At 71.8% G+C, this 19,836-nt stretch carries 23 protein-coding genes; 11 read left to right on the forward strand and 12 right to left on the reverse strand.

Translation table 11 applies throughout. From position 1 onward, the window contains the following. The first annotated feature begins 28 nt into the window (after window positions 1–28). Both ACH35V_RS11055 and ACH35V_RS11060 read left to right on the forward strand, forming a co-directional pair. Complete coding sequence (locus ACH35V_RS11055; RefSeq protein WP_395971769.1) at window positions 29–625, forward strand: TetR/AcrR family transcriptional regulator; 597 nt, start codon at window positions 29–31, stop codon at window positions 623–625. A gap of 100 nt (window positions 626–725) precedes the next feature. Beyond that, window positions 726–1,487, forward strand: a complete 762-nt coding sequence (locus ACH35V_RS11060) for a glucose 1-dehydrogenase (RefSeq protein ID WP_395971771.1) — start codon at window positions 726–728, stop codon at window positions 1,485–1,487. Here ACH35V_RS11060 and ACH35V_RS11065 read toward each other — a convergent pair. Together ACH35V_RS11065 and ACH35V_RS11070 are read right to left on the reverse strand one after the other, a co-directional pair. Continuing rightward, window positions 1,484–1,624: a hypothetical protein gene (locus ACH35V_RS11065; protein WP_395971772.1), complete on the reverse strand. Its 141-nt coding sequence runs from the start codon at window positions 1,622–1,624 to the stop codon at window positions 1,484–1,486. The genes ACH35V_RS11060 and ACH35V_RS11065 overlap by 4 nt on opposite strands. Then, a complete protein-coding gene (locus tag ACH35V_RS11070; RefSeq protein WP_395971773.1) occupies window positions 1,560–2,855 on the reverse strand; it encodes an amidase in 1,296 nt (431 codons plus the stop codon). Before ACH35V_RS11070 ends, ACH35V_RS11065 begins: the two co-directional genes overlap by 65 nt. 52 nt (window positions 2,856–2,907) lie before the next feature. Here ACH35V_RS11070 and ACH35V_RS11075 point away from each other — a divergent pair, with 52 nt between their 5' ends. The 3 genes from ACH35V_RS11075 (at window position 2,908) to ACH35V_RS11085 (ending at window position 5,758) form a co-directional block, all read left to right on the forward strand. Beyond that, window positions 2,908–3,459, forward strand: a complete 552-nt coding sequence (locus ACH35V_RS11075) for a TetR/AcrR family transcriptional regulator (protein WP_395971774.1) — start codon at window positions 2,908–2,910, stop codon at window positions 3,457–3,459. Window positions 3,460–3,793: 334 nt separating this feature from the next. After that, entirely contained in the window at window positions 3,794–4,273 is a 480-nt protein-coding gene (locus tag ACH35V_RS11080) for an SH3 domain-containing protein (RefSeq protein ID WP_395971775.1), read from the forward strand. 117 nt (window positions 4,274–4,390) lie between these two features. Next, entirely contained in the window at window positions 4,391–5,758 is a 1,368-nt protein-coding gene (locus ACH35V_RS11085) for an MFS transporter (RefSeq protein ID WP_395971776.1), read from the forward strand. A 51-nt stretch (window positions 5,759–5,809) separates the two neighbouring features. Here ACH35V_RS11085 and ACH35V_RS11090 read toward each other — a convergent pair whose 3' ends face one another. Then, complete coding sequence (locus tag ACH35V_RS11090; RefSeq protein ID WP_395971778.1) at window positions 5,810–7,153, reverse strand: sensor histidine kinase; 1,344 nt, start codon at window positions 7,151–7,153, stop codon at window positions 5,810–5,812. Next, window positions 7,150–7,836 carry a response regulator transcription factor gene (locus ACH35V_RS11095; RefSeq protein ID WP_207934518.1) on the reverse strand — a complete coding sequence of 229 codons (687 nt, stop codon included), beginning with the start codon at window positions 7,834–7,836 and terminating at the stop codon, window positions 7,150–7,152. The genes ACH35V_RS11090 and ACH35V_RS11095 overlap by 4 nt, the downstream gene beginning before the upstream one ends. Window positions 7,837–7,875: 39 nt before the next feature. Here ACH35V_RS11095 and ACH35V_RS11100 point away from each other — a divergent pair, with 39 nt between their 5' ends. Further along, window positions 7,876–8,382, forward strand: a complete 507-nt coding sequence (locus ACH35V_RS11100) for a hypothetical protein (protein ID WP_395971779.1) — start codon at window positions 7,876–7,878, stop codon at window positions 8,380–8,382. A gap of 38 nt (window positions 8,383–8,420) precedes the next feature. Here the strand turns inward: ACH35V_RS11100 and ACH35V_RS11105 are convergent, their stop codons facing one another. Together ACH35V_RS11105 and ACH35V_RS11110 are read right to left on the reverse strand one after the other, a co-directional pair. Further along, window positions 8,421–9,074: a PaaI family thioesterase gene (locus tag ACH35V_RS11105; RefSeq protein ID WP_395971781.1), complete on the reverse strand. Its 654-nt coding sequence runs from the start codon at window positions 9,072–9,074 to the stop codon at window positions 8,421–8,423. Window positions 9,075–9,196: 122 nt separating this feature from the next. Then, a complete protein-coding gene (locus tag ACH35V_RS11110) occupies window positions 9,197–10,114 on the reverse strand; it encodes a hypothetical protein (protein ID WP_395971782.1) in 918 nt (305 codons plus the stop codon). A gap of 98 nt (window positions 10,115–10,212) precedes the next feature. Between ACH35V_RS11110 and ACH35V_RS11115 the strand changes: the two genes are divergently transcribed. Beyond that, window positions 10,213–10,779 carry a DUF4870 domain-containing protein gene (locus ACH35V_RS11115; RefSeq protein WP_395971783.1) on the forward strand — a complete coding sequence of 189 codons (567 nt, stop codon included), beginning with the start codon at window positions 10,213–10,215 and terminating at the stop codon, window positions 10,777–10,779. A gap of 31 nt (window positions 10,780–10,810) precedes the next feature. On the opposite strand, the gene ACH35V_RS11120 is transcribed toward ACH35V_RS11115, so the two are convergent. Then, on the reverse strand, window positions 10,811–11,635 hold the full coding sequence (locus ACH35V_RS11120; protein ID WP_395971784.1) for a TIGR03619 family F420-dependent LLM class oxidoreductase: 825 nt from the start codon (window positions 11,633–11,635) through the stop codon (window positions 10,811–10,813). 82 nt (window positions 11,636–11,717) lie between these two features. Further along, window positions 11,718–12,467, reverse strand: coding sequence for a hypothetical protein (locus ACH35V_RS11125; RefSeq protein ID WP_395971786.1), 750 nt, complete (start codon window positions 12,465–12,467; stop codon window positions 11,718–11,720). 118 nt (window positions 12,468–12,585) lie between these two features. On the opposite strand from ACH35V_RS11125, the gene ACH35V_RS11130 reads away from it, so the two are divergent. Both ACH35V_RS11130 and ACH35V_RS11135 read left to right on the forward strand, forming a co-directional pair. Continuing rightward, window positions 12,586–13,329 (forward strand): trimeric intracellular cation channel family protein, encoded by a 744-nt coding sequence (locus ACH35V_RS11130; RefSeq protein WP_395971787.1) that lies wholly within the window; start codon window positions 12,586–12,588, stop codon window positions 13,327–13,329. After that, complete coding sequence (locus ACH35V_RS11135) at window positions 13,326–14,576, forward strand: amidohydrolase (RefSeq protein ID WP_395971789.1); 1,251 nt, start codon at window positions 13,326–13,328, stop codon at window positions 14,574–14,576. Before ACH35V_RS11130 ends, ACH35V_RS11135 begins: the two co-directional genes overlap by 4 nt. A 55-nt stretch (window positions 14,577–14,631) precedes the next feature. On the opposite strand, the gene ACH35V_RS11140 is transcribed toward ACH35V_RS11135, so the two are convergent. Continuing rightward, a complete protein-coding gene (locus tag ACH35V_RS11140; RefSeq protein WP_395971791.1) occupies window positions 14,632–15,315 on the reverse strand; it encodes a cyclase family protein in 684 nt (227 codons plus the stop codon). Window positions 15,316–15,361: 46 nt separating this feature from the next. Here ACH35V_RS11140 and ACH35V_RS11145 point away from each other — a divergent pair, with 46 nt between their 5' ends. Next, window positions 15,362–16,141, forward strand: a complete 780-nt coding sequence (locus ACH35V_RS11145; protein WP_395972045.1) for a HipA family kinase — start codon at window positions 15,362–15,364, stop codon at window positions 16,139–16,141. Next, complete coding sequence (locus ACH35V_RS11150) at window positions 16,138–16,539, forward strand: DUF3037 domain-containing protein (protein WP_395971793.1); 402 nt, start codon at window positions 16,138–16,140, stop codon at window positions 16,537–16,539. The genes ACH35V_RS11145 and ACH35V_RS11150 overlap by 4 nt, the downstream gene beginning before the upstream one ends. Window positions 16,540–16,600: 61 nt before the next feature. On the opposite strand, the gene ACH35V_RS11155 is transcribed toward ACH35V_RS11150, so the two are convergent. From ACH35V_RS11155 to ACH35V_RS11165, 3 genes are all read right to left on the reverse strand, one after another. After that, window positions 16,601–17,509 carry a hypothetical protein gene (locus tag ACH35V_RS11155; RefSeq protein WP_395971794.1) on the reverse strand — a complete coding sequence of 303 codons (909 nt, stop codon included), beginning with the start codon at window positions 17,507–17,509 and terminating at the stop codon, window positions 16,601–16,603. Between the two features lie 249 nt (window positions 17,510–17,758). Next, entirely contained in the window at window positions 17,759–18,862 is a 1,104-nt protein-coding gene (locus ACH35V_RS11160) for a helix-turn-helix domain-containing protein (RefSeq protein ID WP_395971796.1), read from the reverse strand. Between the two features lie 90 nt (window positions 18,863–18,952). Beyond that, window positions 18,953–19,795, reverse strand: a complete 843-nt coding sequence (locus ACH35V_RS11165; RefSeq protein ID WP_395971797.1) for a GNAT family N-acetyltransferase — start codon at window positions 19,793–19,795, stop codon at window positions 18,953–18,955. Window positions 19,796–19,836 lie beyond the last annotated feature (41 nt).

Here is a 19,836-nt window from a genome sequence, read left to right on the forward strand (position 1 = left end):
TCATCCGCGACGCCGCTGGACGGTGCCCATGGACACCCGGCCGATGCGGGCCGACGCCCGCCGCAACTACGAACGACTGATCACGACGGCCCGCACCGCCTTCATGGAGCACGGCACGGGCGCGTCCCTCGACGACATCGCCAAACGCGCGGGCGTCGGCTCCGGGACGCTGTACCGGCACTTCCCCACCCGGGACGCCCTGCTGCACGCCGTCCTGCGCGACCGGATCGACGGCCTCCTCGCGCACGCCGACGAGCTGCTCGCCGAGCCCGCGGCGGACCCGGAGACCGAGGCGCTCAACGCCGAGGCCGCGCTGGGCCGCTGGCTGCGCACCTACCTGACCGGCGCCGGCACCCCGCGCGGCACCTCCACCGTGATCATCGAGGCGATGTCGGCGAAGTGGGCCGACACCGGGCTCGGCACCGCGGCCACGGCGATCTGCGACGCCCTCGGCCGGCTGCTGGACCGCGCGCAGCACGCGGGCGCCGTCCGCGCCGAGATCGACCCGCGCGACCTGCTGCGGCTCACCAACGCGATCGGCGTCGCCGCGGAGCGCACCGCGGACCCCGGCGCGTACGCCGACCGGATGCTGGCGCTGCTCTTCGACGGCCTGCGCACGGGATAGCCCGCTGCGCCGGGGCACGCACCGCGCGGAGCCCTCTTGTTCCGTTGACCAAGCGTTCGCTAGGTTGACTTGGGTCACGGCGATGGGACGAGGAGCGTTGATGGGGCAGCTTGACGGCAAGGTGGCGCTGATCACCGGCGGTGCGCGCGGCATGGGCAAGTCCCACGTCCGCCGGTTCCTGGACGAAGGCGCCAAAGTGGTGTTCGGCGACGTCCTGGCGGAGGAAGGCGCGAAACTGGCCGCCGACCTGGGGGACGACGCCGTTTTCGTCCGCATGGACGTGACGCGGGAGGACGACTGGAAGAACGCCGTCGACACCGCGACGACGACGTTCGGCGCCCTGCACGTTCTCGTCAACAACGCCGGAATCATCCGGCACAAGACCATTGCGGAAATGTCCGTCGACGAGTTCCGCCGCATTCTGGACGTGAACCTGCTCGGCCAATGGCTCGGCGTGAAATCTGTCACCGCCGCGATGCGCGAGGCCGGCGGCGGCTCCATCGTCAACGTCTCCTCGACGGAAGGCTTCATCGGCGCGTCCGGCCTCGCCGCCTACAGCGCCAGCAAGTTCGGCGTCCGGGGCCTCACCAAGGCCGCCGCCCGCGAGCTCGGCGAATACGGAATCCGGGTGAACTCCATTCACCCCGGCGGCGTCCTGACGCCCCTTTCCCTCCAGGACGACGTCGTCGCCGCCACCGGCGACAGCGCCGACGCCTTCATGAAGGCGCTCCCCCTCGGCCGCATGGGCAAGTCCAAGGAAGTGTCGGGCCTGGTCGTCTACCTCGCGTCGGACGACTCGTCCTACTGCACCGGCAGCGAGGTCCTCGTCGACGGCGGAATGCTCACCGGCGCCGGGTATTAGGGACGCCGGCCGACCCACCCCTCAACGGCCTCCAACTGCGCGGCCAGCGAAATCAGCGTCGCCTCATCAGAATCATGCCCGAGAAGCTGTGCACCCACAGGCAGCCCTGCTTTCGTAAACCCTGCGGGCACATTCACCCCCGGCCACCCCAGCACATTCCACGTCCAGGCATAAGGACAAACAGCCGCAACCCCTGACTGCGTCTTCCTGTACCCCACCCCCATCAAAGGCCCCCACCCTCAACGGCGGCTGGGCCGTAGTAGGCGTCAGCACCACATCCGCGACCTGGAAGATACGCCCGATCTTCCGCCTCAGATAAGGATCCATCCTCTTAGCCAGGGGAAGCAGCCGCCTTCCGACCACCCGCCCGATCGCCGCCTCGACCTCGGTCCGCCGCTCCGGCCGCGCATTCGGAATCGAATCGAGCCAGTCAGCGGCCCCGGCCGTCCCCCGCGGAACGAGCCCCAACCCCACCAGCCCATAATCGGGATCGGCCGGGAAAACCTTGTGCCCCAAATCGGTCAGCCGCCGCGCCAGCCGCTCAACGGCCCCGCGAATCTCCGCATCGAGCCTCCCGCTGACCCCGAACGCCGTCCGGAAGGACACGGCAACTCGCAACCGCCCGGGTACCCTCTTCGCAGCCTCAACAAAAGGCACCGTCGGCGCGTCCACCTGATAAACATCGTCTGGATGACTGCCGCTCAACACATCGAGCAGCAACGCCGCGTCCTCCACACTCCGCGCAAGCGGCCCCCACACGGTGATCCCATGAAAGGGATCCGTCTGCGGAAACCCTGAAACCCGCCCTCTCTGGGGCTTGATGCCAACAAGCCCCGTCCAAGCCGCCGGAATCCGAATCGACCCGGCCCCATCCGACCCCACCGCTCCGGCGACCATCCCCGCCGCCACTGCCACCGCCGCCCCACCCGACGACCCGCCCGGCGAATAATCCGGATTCCATGGATTCCTGGCAACCCCGAATCGCGACTCACTGAATGGCCACAACCCCAGCTCACAAGTATTGGTCTTCCCCACAACCACAGCACCCGCGGCTCGCAACTTGCGCACGACCTCCCCGTCCCGCGCCGCCGGACGATGATCCCCCGGCACCGCGAACGGCGTCGTCTCCCCCGCCAGATCCGTGTCGTCCTTGATCGCCACGGGCACCCCGAGGAGGGGCAGCCGCTCCCCGTCCGCCAGCCGCGCGTCGGCCTCCCGCGCCTCCCGCCCCGCCGCCTCCCACCGCACGACCCGGAACGCCCCAAGCGATTCCTGCCGCCGGACGCTCTCCAGACACTCCCCTACGAGCTCACACGACGACACGTCCCCCCGCGCCAACGCCTCTGCCTGCCCGGCCAGCCCCAGCACCCCGCCACCTCCACGGCTCTCGTTCGTTCGAACGAACGATACACTGATCCGAATGAGCGCCCGCGACCAGATCCTCCAGGCCACCCTCCGCCTCATCGGCGAGCAGGGCATCGGCGCCGTGACCAACCGCGCCGTGGCCCGCGCCGCCGGCGTCTCCCTGGGCTCCCTCACCTACCACTTCCCGAACCAGGACGCCCTGCTCCGCGAGGCCCTCCACACCTTCGTGGAGGACGAGATAGCCCGCATCACCAACCACATCACGACCCTCACCGCAACACCCATCGACGCGGCCGACGAGGTCGAGAAAGCCGTCCTCGCCATCGCGCAAGGCCCCGAACAGATAGCCAACCTGGAACTCCACCTCCACGCCGCCCGCTCCCCCGCCCTCCGCGAAACCTCCATCCGCTCCGTCGAGGCCTACGACCGCCTGGCCACCGCCGTCCTCGGCTCCCTGGGCATCCCCGACGCGGAACGCCACGCCCCCGCCGTAGTCGCCATGCTCTACGGCCTGGCCCTCCGTCGCCTCGCCACCGGCGACACCACCGCGACCGGCACCGCCGACGCCTTCCGCCTGCTCCTCCAAGGCGCCCTCCCCCGCCCCTGAAAAAGGCTTCTGGCCCGCACGGCCCCAGAGCGGGGTTACAAAGCCGTGCGGGCCAGAAACCTGTCTCAATCAGGAACCTCAGTCGGAACCTCAGCCGACGTTCGCTCTGCTCTCCGCCTGTGCACCTCCGCCGTGTCTCCGATGTGACACCCACACGCTAAGCCGCCCCACCCCCCACCAGAACGCCCTTAACCCTCACTTAGGGAAGGGCTGAGGTCGGCTTATTCGCGGGGGTTTGGGGGTTTGTCAAGAAGAGTCTTCGTTACTGTGTGTCTGTCTTGTGTGACTCTGGGTAGTGTCGGCGATGTACGTCGGACCAGCCTGGAGGAAACAGATGCAGGTAGGGATAAAGCTCGGTGTGGGAGCGGCGGCCGCGGTGCTGGCGGGGGGCGCGCTGGGGCTCGGCGCGGTCGCCGGGGCCTCGGAGCCGCCGCCGAATCCGGGGCAGGAAGAGTCGGTGCCGGCCCAGCCGCAGCCCGTGCAGGAAGAGGAAGGGCAGGGCCCCGGCGCCATCGTCGTGGGGGCGGAAGGCGCCGCCAAGGCGCTGGAGCGGCTGGAGAACCGCGATCCTCGGCGGGCGCAGTGGTGCCACGGGACGGTGGCGGTACAGAAGCTGAACGTCCGGTCGGGGCCGGGGACGAACTACCCCGTGAAGTACACGATCGGGCACGGTAAGCACGTCAACACGGACTGGAGCCGCATCATCCGTAGGCACGGGTACCTGTGGGTGCCGCTCAGCAACAACTACTGGCTCGCCGACTACAAGCTCGGCAATGGAAACGGCAAGTGGTACATCAAGTACACCAACTGCTGACGCCAGAGGTCGGGGCCGGCGTCACCCGCCGGCCCCGATTTCCGTTGTAGCCGTCCACGGTCGTTGGATGTCGCCGCCGCTCGGTAACGTCTCGTCGGTCGACGGGGTGGTGAGGCGGTGGGCAGGCGGTCGCTGGGACGGCGGTTCGGGTGGCTTTGGACGTCGTACGCGTTCAGCACGTTCGGTACGAGGCTCGCGTTCGACGCGTTCCCGTTGATCGCGGTTCTGGTGTTGCATGCCGGGCCCGCGCAGGTGTCGGTGCTGGCGGCTGCGGGTCTGGCGGTGGGGGCGGCGGTCGCGGTGCCGCTCGGTCCGTGGGTGGAGTTCCGCCGCAAGCGGCCGGTGATGGTCGCGATGGATCTGGTGCGGTTCGGGGCGCTGATGAGCGTGCCCGTCGCGTATGTGTTGGGGTGGCTCAGTTTCGTCCAGTTGGTTGTTGTGTCGGTCGTGGTCGGGGCGGCGGGGATCGCGTTCCGGGCGGCGAGCGGGGCCTATTTGAAGGCGCTCGTGCGGCCCGAGGATCTCGTCGCCGCGAACGGGCGGTTCGAGGCGACCACGTGGACGGCGACCGTGCTCGGGCCGCCGCTCGGCGGGGCCGCGATCGGGATTCTGGGGCCGGTGGCGACCGTGGTGGCCGACGCGGTCAGCTACCTGCTGTCGGCGTTGGGGATCCGCGCGATCGGGGGGACGGAGTCCAAGCCGGAGCGGGCCTCGGGTGCAGTGCGGTGTGGTGGCGTCCTCGAAGGGTGGCGGTACGTTCTGGCGCATCCGACGCTGCGGCCGCTGTTCTTCAACACCGTCCTGGTGAACGCACTGATCATGGCGCCGGCGCCGCTGCTCCTGGTGCTGATGGTCGGGCATCTCGGGTTCGCGCCGTGGCAGTACGGTCTGGCGTTCGCGGTGCCCTGTATCGGGGGGCTCATCGGGTCGCGTCTGGCGGGGCCGGTCGTCGCGCGGTTCGGGGAACGCGGGGTCATGCTGGTCACCGGGACGCTGCGTGCGTGCTGGCCGATCGGGTTGGCCTTCATCGGGCCCGGCGCCGGTGGGCTCGTGCTGGTCATGGTCGTGGAGGTCGGGCTGATCACGAGTGTCGGTGTGTTCAATCCGGTGTTCGCCGCCTACAGGCTGATGCGGTCTTCGACGGATCGGGTCGCCCGGGTTCTGTCCGCTTGGACGGTCACCGGCAACGCCACTACCGCGGCCGTGACCGCGCTATGGGGGCTGCTGGCCAGTCTTACGAATGCCCGTGTCGCGATCGCCGTCGCGGGCGTCCTGCTGCTGGCGACCCCGCTCCTGCTCCCCTGGCGCGATCGCGGACCGCAGGCCGATGCCGTACGAGGTGGGCGCGGTGGGGACGTATCCGCTCGCCAGGAACCCGAGGACCGCGATCAAGACGGCGACCGCGAGGCCCAGGACACCGACGAGACCGGCGGCGACGTAGCGGCGACGCTTCATGCCGGTCAAGGTAAGGCCGAGCCGGAATAGGGGCGCCTTTGTTAAGCGGGATTTAAGGACCAGATATCCCACCCCGGCGTCCTACGTGCGGGAATGGCGGCGGCGGACGAGGCGGCGGGAGCGGCGGACGGGCGGCAGCCACTTCGTGCGGAACCACATCTGCACCTGCGCGCCGCCGAGGACGCTGCGGTGGATGCGCAGGTAACCGCCGGTGGACTCGGCGGCGCGGCGGGCGATGTCCAGGCCGAGGCCGGTGGACCCGCCGCTGCTGCTGCCCCGCTTCAGCGCCGCGTCCGGGTCGGTGATGCCGGGGCCTCCGTCCGCGACGAGGATGCCGGTGACGCCCTGCCCCTGGTGGAGCGTGACGACGAAGCCGGTGCCCTCGGACGTGTGCCGGAAGATGTTGCCGAGCAGCGCGTCCACGGCGGCGGCCAGCTCGGTGCCGGGGAGCGGGAGCGGCGCCGGGCCCTCCGCGCCGATCAGCTCGCAGGAGCGTCCCTCGTCCTCGGCGAGGACGGACCAGAACGCGACCCTGTCCTGCAGCACCTTGGACGCGTCGCAGCTGCCGCGTCCGGTGGGCCGGCGGACGGTCCGGATGATCTGGTCGACCTCGCGCTCGATGCGGTCGACGGCCTCGCGGGTCTGCTCGACGACCGGGCCGTCGCCGAGCGCCTCGACGTTGAGGCGGAGCGCGGCGAGCGGCGTCCGGAGGCGGTGCGACAGGTCGGCGGCCATCTCCCGCTCCGCCGACAGGAGCTGGACGACGTGGTCGGCCATCGCGTTGAACGCCAGCCCGGCCTCGACCAGCTCGGGCGGCCCGTCCGGCTCGATGCGGACGGACATCTCGCCGTCCCCGAACGCGCCGGCGGCCTCGGCGAGCCGGCGGGTGGAGCGGATCATGCGGTTGCCGAGCCGGTCGGCGACGGCGACGGACCCGGCGACGAGCGCGGCGGCGACCGTCGTCATGACGAGCCACGCCTTCCACACGCCGCGGGACAGGTCGTCGTCGGGCAGGTAGACCTCGACGACGGCGGTGCGGCCCGCGTCCAGCGACACCGGCTGGAGGAGCGCGTACCCGCCGTCCACGCTGGCGGTGTAGGAGCGTCCGCGGCGTCCCGCCTCGGCGAGCTGTTCGGAACGGGCGCCGCCGTCCGGGGAGGCGTTCCTGGGGACGATCCCGCCGTCCGGCATGTGCACGGTCATCCGCCCGGCGGCGCCCGCCTGGGTGCTGGCGACGGCGCGTTCGAGCGCGGCGGGGTCCTCGGTGACGACGAGGACGGGGCCGAGCGCGCTGGCCTGCCGCTCGGCGGTGGTGAGGGCGCGGTCCCGGGCGATCTCCCGGACGGTCAGCGCGAGCGGGATCAGGAACGCCAGCGCCACCATCGAGGTGACCGCCAGCGACACCAGGACGAGGGTGCGCCTCATGATCTCGGATCGGGCTCGGCCAGGCGGACCCCGACCCCCCGCACGGTGTGCAGGTAGCGCGGGGCGGCGGCGGTCTCGCCCAGCTTGCGGCGCAGCCACGACAGGTGGACGTCGATGGTCTGGTCGTCGCCGTACGCCTGCCGCCACACCTCGGCGAGCAGCTCGCGGCGCGCGACGACGCGTCCGGGACGGGCGGCCAGGTAGGCGAGCAGGTCGAACTCGCGGCGGGTCAGTTCGAGCGGCGCGCCGTCCAGCGTCGCCTCCCGCCGGTCCAGGTCGATGTGCAGCCCGCCGACGCTCAGCTCGGCGGTCGGCCCGGACCGGACCGACCTGCGCAGGACGGCGGCGAGCCGGGCGCTGAGATGCTCGATGGAGAACGGCTTGATGAGGTAGTCGTCGGCGCCGGCGTTCAGCAGCCGGACGATCTCGGGCTCGTCGTCGCGGGCGGTCGCGATGATGACGGGCACGTCGGAGATGCCGCGGAGCATCTTCAGCACCTCGGCGCCGTCGAGGTCGGGGAGCCCGAGATCCAGGACGACGACGTCGGGCGGCGACTGCGTCACCTCGCGCAGCGCGTCCATCGCGGTGCCGACGCTGCGCACGACGTGCGAACGCACGCTCAGCTCCCTGATCAAGGCGGTCCGGACGTTCGCGTCATCCTCGACCACCAGAACACTCGCCATGGCGGAACCGTATGCCACCATGTGCCCATGCGTCGCGCAATGTCGTATGTTGCCCCGTGGGCCGGGGTGACCGCGCTCGCGGTGGCGCTCTCCTGGCTCGGGGTCCGCGACGTGGTGCGCAGCGCGGTGTCGGAACGGTCGGCCCCGCCGCCGATCGCCGGACCGATCATCCACTCCAGCCCGTCCGACCTTCCCGGGCCGACCTCGATCGGCCTGCCGACGTCCAGGCCGGCCAGCCCGCCCGCCGGCAAGGACGAAGGGCCGTCGCCGTCACCGTCCCCGGAGCCGTCCGGCCGGGACGACGACGCGACCCCGAAGCCGCCGGACAACGTGCGCAGCTACGCCACCCGCGGCGGGCGCGCCGCCATGTCGATCGAGAAGGACCGGGTGCGGCTCGTGTCGGCGACGCCCAACCCCGGCTACGAGACGCGCGTGACCCAGGCGGACGGATGGCTCCGCGTCGACTTCCTCAACGACGACCGCACGTCGTCGGTCATCGCGTCGTGGTACGGGCAGGACCCGGCGGTCAAGGTGTACGAGTACTGAGCAGGTGTACGAGTACTGAACCCGTCCCCCGGTCGCGGTCAGTAGTGCGACGGGACGAACTTCTGCGGCATGACGAACATCGCGGTGGCCTCGACGGTGACGCGGCCGTCCGGCGCGGCGATCGTCCCGGCCGCGTAGACCTTCCGTCCCTCGACGCGGCTCGCCTTCGCCTCCACGAGGAGCGGGACGCCGAGCGGCGTGGGACGCCGGTAGCGCAGCTCCAGCGTCGCGGTCATCCCGGGCGTCCCGGTGGCGGCCGCGGCCATGCCGAGGACCTGGTCGAGCACCATCGCGGAGACGCCGCCGTGCACGTACGACGGCGGGCCCTCGTAGACGTGGCCGAGGGTGAACTCGCCGCGGACGATGCCGTCCGAGGTGACCTCCAGGTCGACGGGCGGCGCGACCGGGTTGAGCCGTCCGGTGACGGGGTTGGCGACCTGCCGGTCCATCCGGCGCCCCTCGCCGAGGCCGCCGTACGCGGCGGCCCTGATGTCGCCGGACGCGGCGAACGGGGGCGCCTTCCTGCGCTCGGCGCCGAGGCGCTCGGTCAGGGTCTTGACCTGATCCGCGACGGCGGCGGCCTCGGCGGCTCCCGCGTCCGTCAGGACGGCGGCCTCCGCCAGCTCGCGCACCCGGTCGGCGAGCCCGGCCAGCGCCGTGACCTCGTCCTCCCCCAGCAGATCCCGTTCCACCCGCGCACTCCTCCTTGCGGGGACGTCCCCCACGTCTCCCGATCAGCCGACCGCGAGTCTAGGAGGTGGGCCGGGATGCCCCGGACACCGGGGTCGATTCCACCGCATTTCAGGAGCCGCTCTCAGACGCCGGGTTTCGCCGCCTGGCTGGGGCGCAGGCTGCCGAGGACCTTCGTCAGCTCCGCCTTCGGCATGGCGTCCGGCACGCCCTGATCGGACATCAGGACGAACACCGTCGTCTTGCCCGGGGCGACGCCCGGCATCGCCACCGCGTGGACGATCGCGGTCGGAGCGTCGCATCTCCCCTGGGCCTTGATGACGACGTCGGCCCGCACAAGGACGCCCTTGTCGCGTCCGACCTTCACAGCCTTCGGCGCGCGCAGCGTGACCACCGGCGCGGGATCGCCCTTGACGGTGTAGGCGTGCGTCGCCCACTTGTTCGCCGCGTCCCGCGCGACCCCCGCCACGTCTCCCTCGATGTACTGGTTGAATCCGGCGCTGCCGCGGTTGTAGCTGCTGTCGCCGTCCTTGCAGGCGTCCTTGCGGTAGGTGGCCGCGGAGCTCATCATGACCGGGTCCTTGCCGTCGAGGCCGTCGAAGCCGCTGAGGGTCTCGGTGGGCAGGATCCGCCAGGCCTTGGAGACGTCGTAGGCCATCCCGTACTTGGCGCTGCTGACGGCCCTCCAGCCCTTCACCTTCGGCGGGACGGTGCTGACCGGTTCCGGCTCCGGCGAGGACGGCGGCGACGGCGGAGCCGCGGACGTGCCGGAGTCGTCGTCGTCCTGGCCGAGGCCGGAGATCTGGAACACGGCCAAGGACACGATGAGCACGAAGATGGCGACCATGCCGAGGTAGGCCGGCCAGAGCCGATGCCGTCCCGACTGCCCCTGGCGGCCTCCGGCGACGGGTAATGCCGGCTGGTCCCAGTCCTGGCCTGGCAGCGGGTACGGATTCCGCTGACCCTCGTCGCCGCCGATGCCGCCCATGCCGCTGATGTCGCCGATGCCGTCGATGTCGCCGGAGCCCTTGTCGCCCTTCATGTCCGGTGACCGTAGTGCACCGGCGGCCGCGAGACGGGTTTAGATAGATTCCTGCAGTACTTCCCACGGGAGCCTGTCAAGGAACGAAGGAACCACCAGTGACGGACAAAGCCCCGCCGCCTCCCGATGACGTCCCACCCGAGCAGCCTCCGCCGTATCAGGGGGCTTATGGGCAGGCTCCGGGAGCACCCCCCTACGACCAGCCACCGCCCGGCGGGCCGCCTCCCGGTGAGCCGCCGCCCGGGGGCCAGTACGACCCGCGCTGGGGGTACGGGCCGCCCGGCGTGCCGTACGGCATGCCGCAGCAGCCCCCGCAGGAGACGACCTGGGCGATCTTCTCCTATGTCGGGATGGTCCTGATCGGCTTCATCGCGCCGCTGATCATCTACTGCGTGAAGAAGAACACCGAGCCGTTCACCCGCTACCACGCGGCGCAAGCGCTGAACTACCAGATCACGCTGCTGATCCACGTCCTCGCGGTCGCGGCCGTCTGCGTGCCGCCCGCCATCGCGCTCGACAACCCGGCGTTCCTGGCCGCGCTGATCCTCCCGTACCTGGAACTTGCCATCGGGCAGTGGGTGTTCATCATCGTGGGCGCGGTGAAGGCGGGTAAGGGCAAGTACTTCAAGTTCCCGACCTTCTTCTGCTTCCGGATGATCCGGTGACCCATCCAGCGAACCCGGCGGCTCTCCGGTCTCACAGGTAGGCGCGGGCGTACTCGTCCAGTAGCGGCAGGACGGCGTCGCGCCCGGCGGACGGGACGCGCAGCACGACCTCCTCGATCCCGAGCGTGGCGTAGTAGTCGAGCTTCTGCGGGGTGGGCGCCGTCCCGAACGGGATCACGGGCACCGTCGCCCGCCCCGCCCGCTCGCAGGCCAGGCGGAGGTCGGGCAGCGCGGCGCGGATGCCGGCGCCGCCGACCGGCAGCCATCCGTCGCCGTACTCGGCGATGTGCGCGAACAGGGTGGGGCCGGGCGCGCCGCCGAGCAGCACGGGCACTCGCCCGGACGGCTTCGGCCACGACCAGCTCGCCTCGAAGTCGACGAACTCGCCCTTGAAGGACGCCTCGTCGTCCGTCCAGAGGGCGCGCATGGCCAGGACGTGCTCGCGCACCATCGCGCGCCGCCGTTTCCAGGGCACGCCGTGGTCGGCGCCCTCCTCGGCGTTCCAGCCGTAGCCGATGCCGAGCGCGACCCGTCCGCCGGCGAGCCGGTCGAGCGTGGCGACGGCCTTGGCGGTGACGATCGGGTCGCGCTGCGCGGGCAGCAGGATGCCGGTGCCGAGCGTGATCCGGTCGGTGACGGCGGCCGCCGCGGCGAGGGCGACGAGCGGGTCGAGCGTCCGCGCGTACTCCTCGGGGAGGCTCTCGTCCCCGGTCGGGGGCGGCGTGTCGCGGGACACGGGTATGTGGGTGTGCTCGGGGATGTAGAGGGACGCGAACCCGCGTTCCTCCGCCTCCCTGGCCAGCTCGTGCGGCTCCATGGTCAGGTCGGTCGCGAACATCGTGATCCCCAGCCGCATCGCGGCCTCCTCCCATCGCCCTGCCCGGCCCACCCTAGCGATGAACCAAGCAGATGCTAGGTAGGGGGTCGGGGGATGGAGCTCAGTGCGGGAAGGCGCAGACGGCCACGGTCGCGTCGTCGTGCACTTTTCCTCGCGGCCACTTGAGGGCCGCGGGGTCGGTGCGCTCGATCTCCCGGGTTCGCTCGATCAGCCCGGCGGGGCCGGGGTCGGCGGCGAGCGCGGCGAGCCCGGCCCAGTCGGTGACGCCGAACACGTCGGCCAGCCGGGTCGCGCCGTCCGTCATCAGGACCGCGCGGCGCAGATCGTCCACCGGCACGGTTCCCGTGATCGCGGCCTCGGCCGCGGACGGGTCGGCGGCGGCGAAGTGATGGCCGCCCGTGATCTCCCGCACGCCGTGGCGGCCGTCCAGCAGGACGGTCGAGTCCGCCAGCACCAGGTAGTCGACCAGATCGCCCCGCACGCGCAGGGCCAGGACGGTCGCGGCCGGCGTCGTCGGCGTCCGCAGGTCGCAGGTCGCGCGGTGGGACGCGGCCACGTCCGCGATCGCGCCGGCGAGCCGCGCGACCAGCGGCCGCTCCCCCGGCGTGTGCGCGCCCTCCGGCGGGCCGACCGGCGGACCCGCGGGCGGGCCGATCCCGTCCAGCATCCGGACGAGCAGCCGGGTGCCGAGCGACCGCGCGTACCAGGCGGTCCCGTGCACGCACCCGAGGTCGGTGCCGAGCGGCAGGCCGCACCCGTCCAGCACCACCACGGCCCCGGCCGCCGCGGCGACGAAGTCCTCGTTCCCCCGCTCGGCGCTGCCTTGATCCGTCGCCCACGACACCCGCACCGCGCCCGTCCCTCCTGCCGACCGGCCACCAGTATGGGGGCGGACGGGGGCGGGGAGGAACACCCGGTGAGACGCTTGATCCGCACAGACCACCAGAGCGCGGGATCGGAGGGCCGGGGTGAGCGGATGGCTGTCGCCGGAGACCATCGACACGGTCACGCGCTACCTGGACCTCGCCGGGGTGTTCACGTGCGGGCTGCTCGGCGGCGTGGTCGCGCGGGCGGACGGGCTCGACCTGTTCGGGTACCTCGTCGTCGGCACCGTCTCCGGGCTCGGCGGCGGCATCATCCGCGACACGCTGCTGCAGCACGGCACGCCGGTCGCGCTGACGGACCCGGCCTACCTGCCGACCGCGTTCGCCGGCGCCCTCCTCGCGTTCCTGATCAAGCTGCACGAGGAGCAGTGGGAGCGGCTCTTCACCCCGCTGGACGCGGCCGTCATCGGGTTCTGGGCCGTGACCGGCGCGCAGAAGACCCTCGCGGCCGGGCTCGGCTGGCTGCCCGCGGTGCTGCTGGGCACGATCACCGCGGTCGGCGGCAGCGCCGTCCGCGACCTGCTGCGCGGACGCGTCCCCGCCGTCCTGGGAGGCAACGCGCTGTACGCGACGGTGGCCGTCGCCGTCGCCGGCGTGTTCGTCCTGTGCTCGTATCTTGACGCGCCGTCGGTGGGGATCGTGGCCGGCGTCCTGCTGGGCCTGGTGCTGCGGACGCTCGCCCACCGCCGCGGCTGGCAGCTCCCCGGCGGGCTCGGGCTGGAGCCGAGCACCGCGTTGCGAAGCGTCCGGGTCAAGCCACGCCGTGACCCGCAAGCCCGTCCAGAAGGCCCAGAAGGCCCAGAGGGGCCAGGAGAGGAAAAGCCATGAGCGCCGCCGACACCGTTCTCGCCGGGCTGGACGACGTCCGTCCGAGCCTGGAGGAGTTCTACAAGGACCTTCACGCGCATCCGGAACTCGGCCTCGCCGAGCACCGCACGGCCTCCCGGGTCGCGGAGCGGCTGCGCGAGTCGGGCTACGGCGTCATCGACGGCATCGGCGGGACGGGCGTCGTGGGCGTCCTCTCCAACGGGGACGGCCCCACCGTGCTGCTCCGCGCCGACATGGACGCGCTGCCCGTCAAGGAGGACACCGGCCTCCCCTACGCCTCGACGGCGACGGTCGCCGACGCGGACGGGCGCCCGCAGCCGGTGATGCACGCGTGCGGACATGACGTCCACATGACCTGCATGCTCGGATTCGCCCACCTGATGGCGCAGGCCAAGGACGCCTGGCAGGGCACGCTCGTCCCGCTGTTCCAGCCCTCGGAGGAGAACTCGGCGGGGGCCGACGCCATGGTCCGCGACGACCTGGCCGGCAGGATCCCGCGTCCGGACGTGGCGTTCGCGCAGCACGTCCTGCCCTATCCGGCCGGGTACGTCGGCGTCCGGCCCGGCCCCTTCTTCGCCGCGGCCGACAGCCTGCGCGTCACGCTGTTCGGGCGCGGCGGGCACGGGTCCATGCCGCAGGCGACCGTCGACCCCGTCGTGATGGCCGCCATGTGCGTGCTGCGGCTCCAGACCATCGTGTCCCGCGAGCTGCCCGCGACGACCCCCGCCGTGGTGACGGTGGGCAGCGTCCAGGCCGGCGCCAGCTCCAACGTCATCCCCGACACCGCCGTCATGCTCGTGAACATCCGCACCTACGACGAGGACACGCGGCGGCACGTCCTCGACGCCGTCAGGCGCTGCGTCAACGCGGAGGCGGCGGCCTCCGGCGCGCCCAGGGAGCCGGAGATCGAGCGTTTCAACGTGTTCCCGCCGACCTTGAACGACGACGACGTCGCCGGACGTCTCGCGCACGCCTTCAAGGCGCGTTTCGGCGACGACTTCCACACCATCGAAATGCTGGCGGCCAGCGAGGACTTCAGCCTGATCCCGGACGCCTTCGACGCCCCCTTCGCCTACTGGGGCATCGGCTGCGTCGACCCCGGCCTGTACGCGAAGGCCGCCGAAGGGGGGACCGTGCTCCGGGACGTCCCCGTCAACCACTCCCCCAGGTTCGCGCCCGTCGTCCAGCCGACGATCGACACCGGGATCGCCGCGCTCACCGTCGCCGCGCTCGAATGGCTCGGCTGACGGCCCAGACGCGTCCCAGACGCCCCCGGACGCCGTCGGACGCCGTCAGCCGTGGTCAGACGAGGACGGCGCGGTCGTCGACGCGCGCCACGGCCCGGACCGGCGCGCCGTCCGCGCCCGCGAGGGCGATCGGGAAGAGCGACACGTCGATCGCGCAGCCCGCGTCCTGGGCGTCGAGGACGCGGTCGAGCCCGGTGAGGTTCTCGCCGATCACCGCACCGGCCCCGCACAGGACGCGATGGGCCGCCAGCGAGAAGTCCTCGGCGCCTGGCGGCGGCGTTCGATCGACGCTCAAGGCGTCGATCGCGACCGTCCGGACACCGGCCGCGACGATCGCCTCCGCGGTCTCGGCGGACGGATACGGATGGGCCGGATAGCCGTCGCCGCCCCAGTGCGCCGACCAGCCCGTCGCGATGAGCAGGACGACCCCCGGGCCGAGGCCGCCGGGCAGCAGTTCCGGGCCGATGGGCGTCCGCGGGGGCAGGCCGCGGGCGTCCATCGCCACGGCGGGGCCGGTGAAGCGGGTGAGGGGAAGCTCGTCCAGGCGCGGCAGGGAGTCGTCGATGTGGAAGGGGGCGTCGACATGCGTCCCGGACTGCGACCCCAGGTGCAGGCGCAGGACGTTCACACCTGACCCGGCGACCGTCAGCGCCGGGACGGCCTCCACCTCCGGATCGCCCGGATACACCGGCATCCCGGTGACGATCGGCACCGACAGATCGAGCAGTTCAACGCCCATGGTTTCGATTATCCCGGGTGCGTTCACCCGATAGCGTTGCGATGTGTTGCCACATGTGACAGCCATCCGCTACGTGACGCCGCTGCGCGAGGGCGGGTCGCTGCCTGGCGTCGTCGAGGCCGACGACCTCGGGACCTACGTCATGAAGTTCCACGGCGCCGGGCAGGGCCGCAAGGCGCTGATCGCCGAGGTGATCACCGGTGAGCTGGCGCGCCGGCTCGGCTTCCGGGTCCCCGACCAGGTCCTCATCGACCTCGACCCGGCGATCGGACGCCACGAGCCCGACCCCGACGTGCAGGACCTGCTGAAGGCGAGCCCGGGCTGGAACCTCGGCGTCGACTTCCTGCCCGGTTCGCTCGGGTTCGACCCGCTCGGCTGGCGGCCCGACCCCGACTTCGCGTCCCGCGTGCTGTGGTTCGACGCGTTCACCGGGAATGTGGACCGGAGCTGGCGGAACCCGAACATGCTGGTCTGGCACGGTGACGTGTGGCTGATCGACCACGGCGCGACCCTCATCTTCCACCACGCGTGGAAGAACGCGACCCGGCTGTTCGCCGGCCCGTACGACGTGGACGACCACGTCCTCACCCCGTACGCGACCCGGCTGGAGGCCGCCGAGGCCGACCTCGCCCCGAAGATCACCGAGGGCCTGCTGCGCGAGGTGACCGGCCTGGTGCCCGACCGCTGGCTGGACGGCGAGCCCGGTTTCACCGGCCCGCAGGCCCTGCGGGACGCCTACGTCGACATCCTGCTGCCCCGCGCCGCCAAGCCGCGCGACTGGCTGCCCGACCTGGAGACCGCCGGCCGGCAGGGCGGCGCCCGATGAGCAACCTCAGGACGGCGGCCGAGCCCGCGATCTTCGAGTACGCGACGCTGCGGATCGTCCCGCGCGTCGAACGCGGCGAGGCGATGAACGTGGGCGTGGTGGTGTACTGCCGCGCCCGCGACTATCTCGGCTGCCGCACCCACCTGGACGAGCAGCGCCTGCTCGCCCTGGACCCGCTGCTGAACGTCGAGGGCGTCCGCGCCGCGCTCCGGGGCGTGGACGCGCTCTGCTGCGGCGGCGAACGCGCGGGCCAGGCAGCGAAGGAGCCGCCCGGCACCCGCTTCCGCTGGCTGACCGCCCCGCGGAGCACGATCGTTCAGCCAGGCCCGGTGCATGCGGGCCTGACTGAAAACCCGGCCGCGGAACTCGATCGGCTGTTGAATCTTCTTGTTAAATGACGCTGAACGGAATCCGCACTCGGCTGGCCGGTAAACGCGCCGGCCGAGAAGCGGAGAACGGTCAATCCCACTCCCAGCGGATGCCGTGATAACCGGCGGCCATGCCGAACTCGATGAAATGGACGCTGTGGTAACTGGACAACCGCAGGTCAGCCGAATCCTTGAGCGCGGTGTGGCCGTCCGGCCGCCACGTCCGGTAACAGCGGGCGGGAAGGGCGGACGGGTGGAACCTGATCTCGATCAGGTATTCGTGCTGCGGGGCGCGGAATCCGCGCCCCTCCTCGTTCGCCGGCGGGCTGGCCTCGTCGAACCCGAAGCCGTACTCCAGCAGGTACGTCTCACCGCGGCCGAGGGCCCGGTCGAACAGCAGCTCGGCGGCGATGAGGCCGCTCGCCTCGTCCATCCGGACGCGGCCGAACCGGCAGCCGCGGACCGTTCTCGACGACGGCAGGATGCCCTGCGGATGGTGGTAGACGGCGATCCAGCGGTCGACGCCGCGCTGCTGCGCCTGGAACACTGCGCGGACGCGGACCTCGTGGAGCTCGCGGCGCCGGCCGATGAGGTACTGGTCGTGCATGCTCAGCCCGGTGAGCTGCCGCTCGCCGCGGTCGCCGATCTCGTCCAGCAGGTCGCGGACGCCCGGCTCGGGGCACAGCTCCTCCACCGGGAGCCACGGCCCGGTGGCGCGTTCTGCGGTCGGCTTGAGCAGGGTGAGGAGCGAATGGCGCGGCAGTTCGAGGATGACTTCGAGACCGCGGACGGCGCGCATCGAGTCGGCGCGCTCGGGCCGGGTCCGGCCGCGCTGCCAGTAGCTCAGCGTGGACAGGCTGACCGCGATGCCCTGCTCGTCCAGGCGGCGGCGCAGCGAGTCGAGGCTGAGCCCGCGGGCCTGGATCGCCGCGTGCAGGGCGACATTGAACGGCCCGTACTGCAAGACCTGTAGTAGATCGTCTTCCGCGACACTCTGCACTGTTCGGCCTCCGGATCTTCTCCGGCCGGCCCCCGCACAACGGCCTTGACAACTGCAATTGCAACTTCAGCGCTCACTGTAAGCCCCCCGTGGCCCTATGCCAACAGGCAACTTTTGACGTCTCTCCCCGGGCCAGAGCCCGGGAAGTACATCCGGTGGAAACGCGGGGTTCATGGAGTGTAGCTCCGTATGGCCCGCCGGTCATGTATTTCGCGGACACGTTCACAGCGTCGAACTCGGCACCGTGCGTCAATGCCACTCCCATTCAATGCCGACGATGCCGCGTCGAACGGCGCCGACCGCGATGTTCGCGCTTCCCGACGTGCCGATCCACAGTTCGCCGAGCCGCTGCCGCGGCGACTGCGAGCTCTCGGCGGTGAAGCCGTAGCAGCGCGCCGGGAGCCGCTCCCCGTCGAACTGGATGATCGCGACGTAGTCGTGGACGGGGTGGGAGAACCGCCGGTCGTAGCTGTCGTAGGCGGGCTCCTCGATGGGCCCGAGCTCGTACTCGACGACGGCGGTGTCGCCCGCGGACAGCACGCGGTCGAAGACGAGCTCGAACGCCACCAGCCCGCCTTCGGCCCGGATGCGTCCGGGACGGCAGTACCGCACCTCCGCGAGCCCGGCGGTCCCGCCGGCGGCGGGGGCCGAGTCGACCCCCGCGGCGCCGTCCGGCTCGTGGTCGGCGACGTTGCCGCCGTTTCCGGGGTTGCCGGCGCTCCCGGGGCCCCCCGCGAGCTCGGTCAGCCCGACGATCCCGGGGGCCTCGGAGTTTCCGGCGTTGCCCGCGGCGAAACCGGTGGTCCCCGCGGCGACGCCGGCGGTGCCCGCGTTGCCGGGCTGCTGGACGGCGCTCGTCTGGTGGACGCACACCACCCGGTCGATGTCGTCGCCCGCCGCCCGCAGGACGGTGCGCACCGACAGCGTCCAGGTCCGGTGGACCTCGTCCAGCCGGAAGACGTCGTGGATGCTCAGCCGTTCGAGCCGGTGGTCGCCCGACCGGTCGAGCTGCCCGATGAGGCTCGCGTACTGCTCGGGGTCGGGCCACAGGTCCCGCACCGGTCTGCCACGCTCGCCGGGGCCGGGCGAACCGGCCGTCAGACCGCCGCGGACGGGGGTCGCGGTGGGCGCGGGATCGTCCAGCAATTCGGTCAGCGTCCCCGGCGGGACCTGCAGGATCTCTTCGAGCGCGACGACGACGGTCCGGGACCGCGGACGGCTCCGGCCGCGCTGCCAGTAGCTCAGCGTGGCGACGCTGACCGTGAGGCCGCGCCGGCCCAGCCGGTGCCGTATTCGTTCCAGGGTGAGACCGCTGGCCTGGATGGCCTGCCGTAACGCCCCGGCGAATTCCACGGCCGGATGGTACCCGTCCCGGAAGCCCGATTCATAGATCAGGACATACCAGGCAGGCAATGACAAGTCGGTTGGCGGTACCGGACGGGCTCAAAACAGGATCGACATGAACGACCCGATCTCGGTGAACCCGACCCTCCGGTAGACGGCCCGCGCCCGCGTGTTGTAATCGTTCACGTACAGCGACACGGTCGGCGCGACGCCCTTAAGCGCCTCGCCCACGACGGCGGCCATCCCGGCGGCGGCGCGGCCCTGTCCGCGCAGGTCGGGCGGCACCCAGACGCCCTGCACCTGGCAGGCCCGCGGGGTGACGGCGCCGATCTCGGCCTTGAACACGACGCGCCCGTCCTCGATGCGGGCGAACGCGCGGCCGTCGCGGATCAGCTCGGCGACGCGGGCGCGGTAGAGCACCCCGCCGTCGCCGGAGTCGGGCGAGATGCCGACCTCTTCGGTGAACATTGCCACGCAGGCGGGGTAGACGACGTCGAACTCCTCCATCCGAACTCGCCGGACCCGGGGGTCGGCCGGAACGGACGGGACGACCGAGGTCGCCATCACCGGCTGCTCGGAGCGGACGGCACGCGGCGGCCCCCAGTACGGCGCGAGGATCTCCCACAGCTCCCCGACCGGGCCGACGGGCCCGACGATCGACGAGCAGCGGCGGCCCTGCGCCTGGGCCCGCTCGGCGAACGCGCGGACGGCCTCCGGGCCCGCCGCGACCGGGATCAGGTTGGCGCCGGAGTAGCACAGCGAGACGAGCCGGCCGTCCCGCAGGTAGCCCCACATCTGGGCGCCGAGCCGGCGCGGGTCGAGGCCCGCGGCGTGCACGCGGGAGCTGACGAACACGTTGGACACCGGGTCGGCGTCCAGGATCGCGAGGGCCTCCGCCCGGTGCCGGTCGTCCAGCACGCGCACCGGGATCGAGCCCAGCATGCGCACGGCTACCGGCCCCCGGGCCTCACCACTGAAAGCAC

This window comes from Actinomadura sp. 1N219, from assembly GCF_044326405.1.
In the GTDB taxonomy this organism is placed as follows: Bacteria; Actinomycetota; Actinomycetes; order Streptosporangiales; family Streptosporangiaceae; genus Spirillospora.

Bases quoted from the DNA above. Each gene is read 5' to 3' on its own strand.
- ACH35V_RS11055 (WP_395971769.1), top strand. From the start codon at position 29: ATGGACACCCGGCCGATGCGGGCCGACGCCCGCCGCAACTACGAACGA.
- ACH35V_RS11075 (WP_395971774.1), top strand. From the start codon at position 2,908: ATGAGCGCCCGCGACCAGATCCTCCAGGCCACCCTCCGCCTCATCGGC.
- ACH35V_RS11100 (WP_395971779.1), top strand. From the start codon at position 7,876: ATGTCGTATGTTGCCCCGTGGGCCGGGGTGACCGCGCTCGCGGTGGCG.
- ACH35V_RS11135 (WP_395971789.1), top strand. From the start codon at position 13,326: ATGAGCGCCGCCGACACCGTTCTCGCCGGGCTGGACGACGTCCGTCCG.
- ACH35V_RS11110 (WP_395971782.1), bottom strand. From the start codon at position 10,114: ATGAAGGGCGACAAGGGCTCCGGCGACATCGACGGCATCGGCGACATC.
- ACH35V_RS11120 (WP_395971784.1), bottom strand. From the start codon at position 11,635: ATGCGGCTGGGGATCACGATGTTCGCGACCGACCTGACCATGGAGCCG.
- ACH35V_RS11060 (WP_395971771.1), top strand. From the start codon at position 726: ATGGGGCAGCTTGACGGCAAGGTGGCGCTGATCACCGGCGGTGCGCGC.
- ACH35V_RS11140 (WP_395971791.1), bottom strand. From the start codon at position 15,315: ATGGGCGTTGAACTGCTCGATCTGTCGGTGCCGATCGTCACCGGGATG.
- ACH35V_RS11080 (WP_395971775.1), top strand. From the start codon at position 3,794: ATGCAGGTAGGGATAAAGCTCGGTGTGGGAGCGGCGGCCGCGGTGCTG.
- ACH35V_RS11090 (WP_395971778.1), bottom strand. From the start codon at position 7,153: ATGAGGCGCACCCTCGTCCTGGTGTCGCTGGCGGTCACCTCGATGGTG.
- ACH35V_RS11095 (WP_207934518.1), bottom strand. From the start codon at position 7,836: ATGGCGAGTGTTCTGGTGGTCGAGGATGACGCGAACGTCCGGACCGCC.
- ACH35V_RS11165 (WP_395971797.1), bottom strand. From the start codon at position 19,795: ATGCTGGGCTCGATCCCGGTGCGCGTGCTGGACGACCGGCACCGGGCG.
- ACH35V_RS11150 (WP_395971793.1), top strand. From the start codon at position 16,138: ATGAGCAACCTCAGGACGGCGGCCGAGCCCGCGATCTTCGAGTACGCG.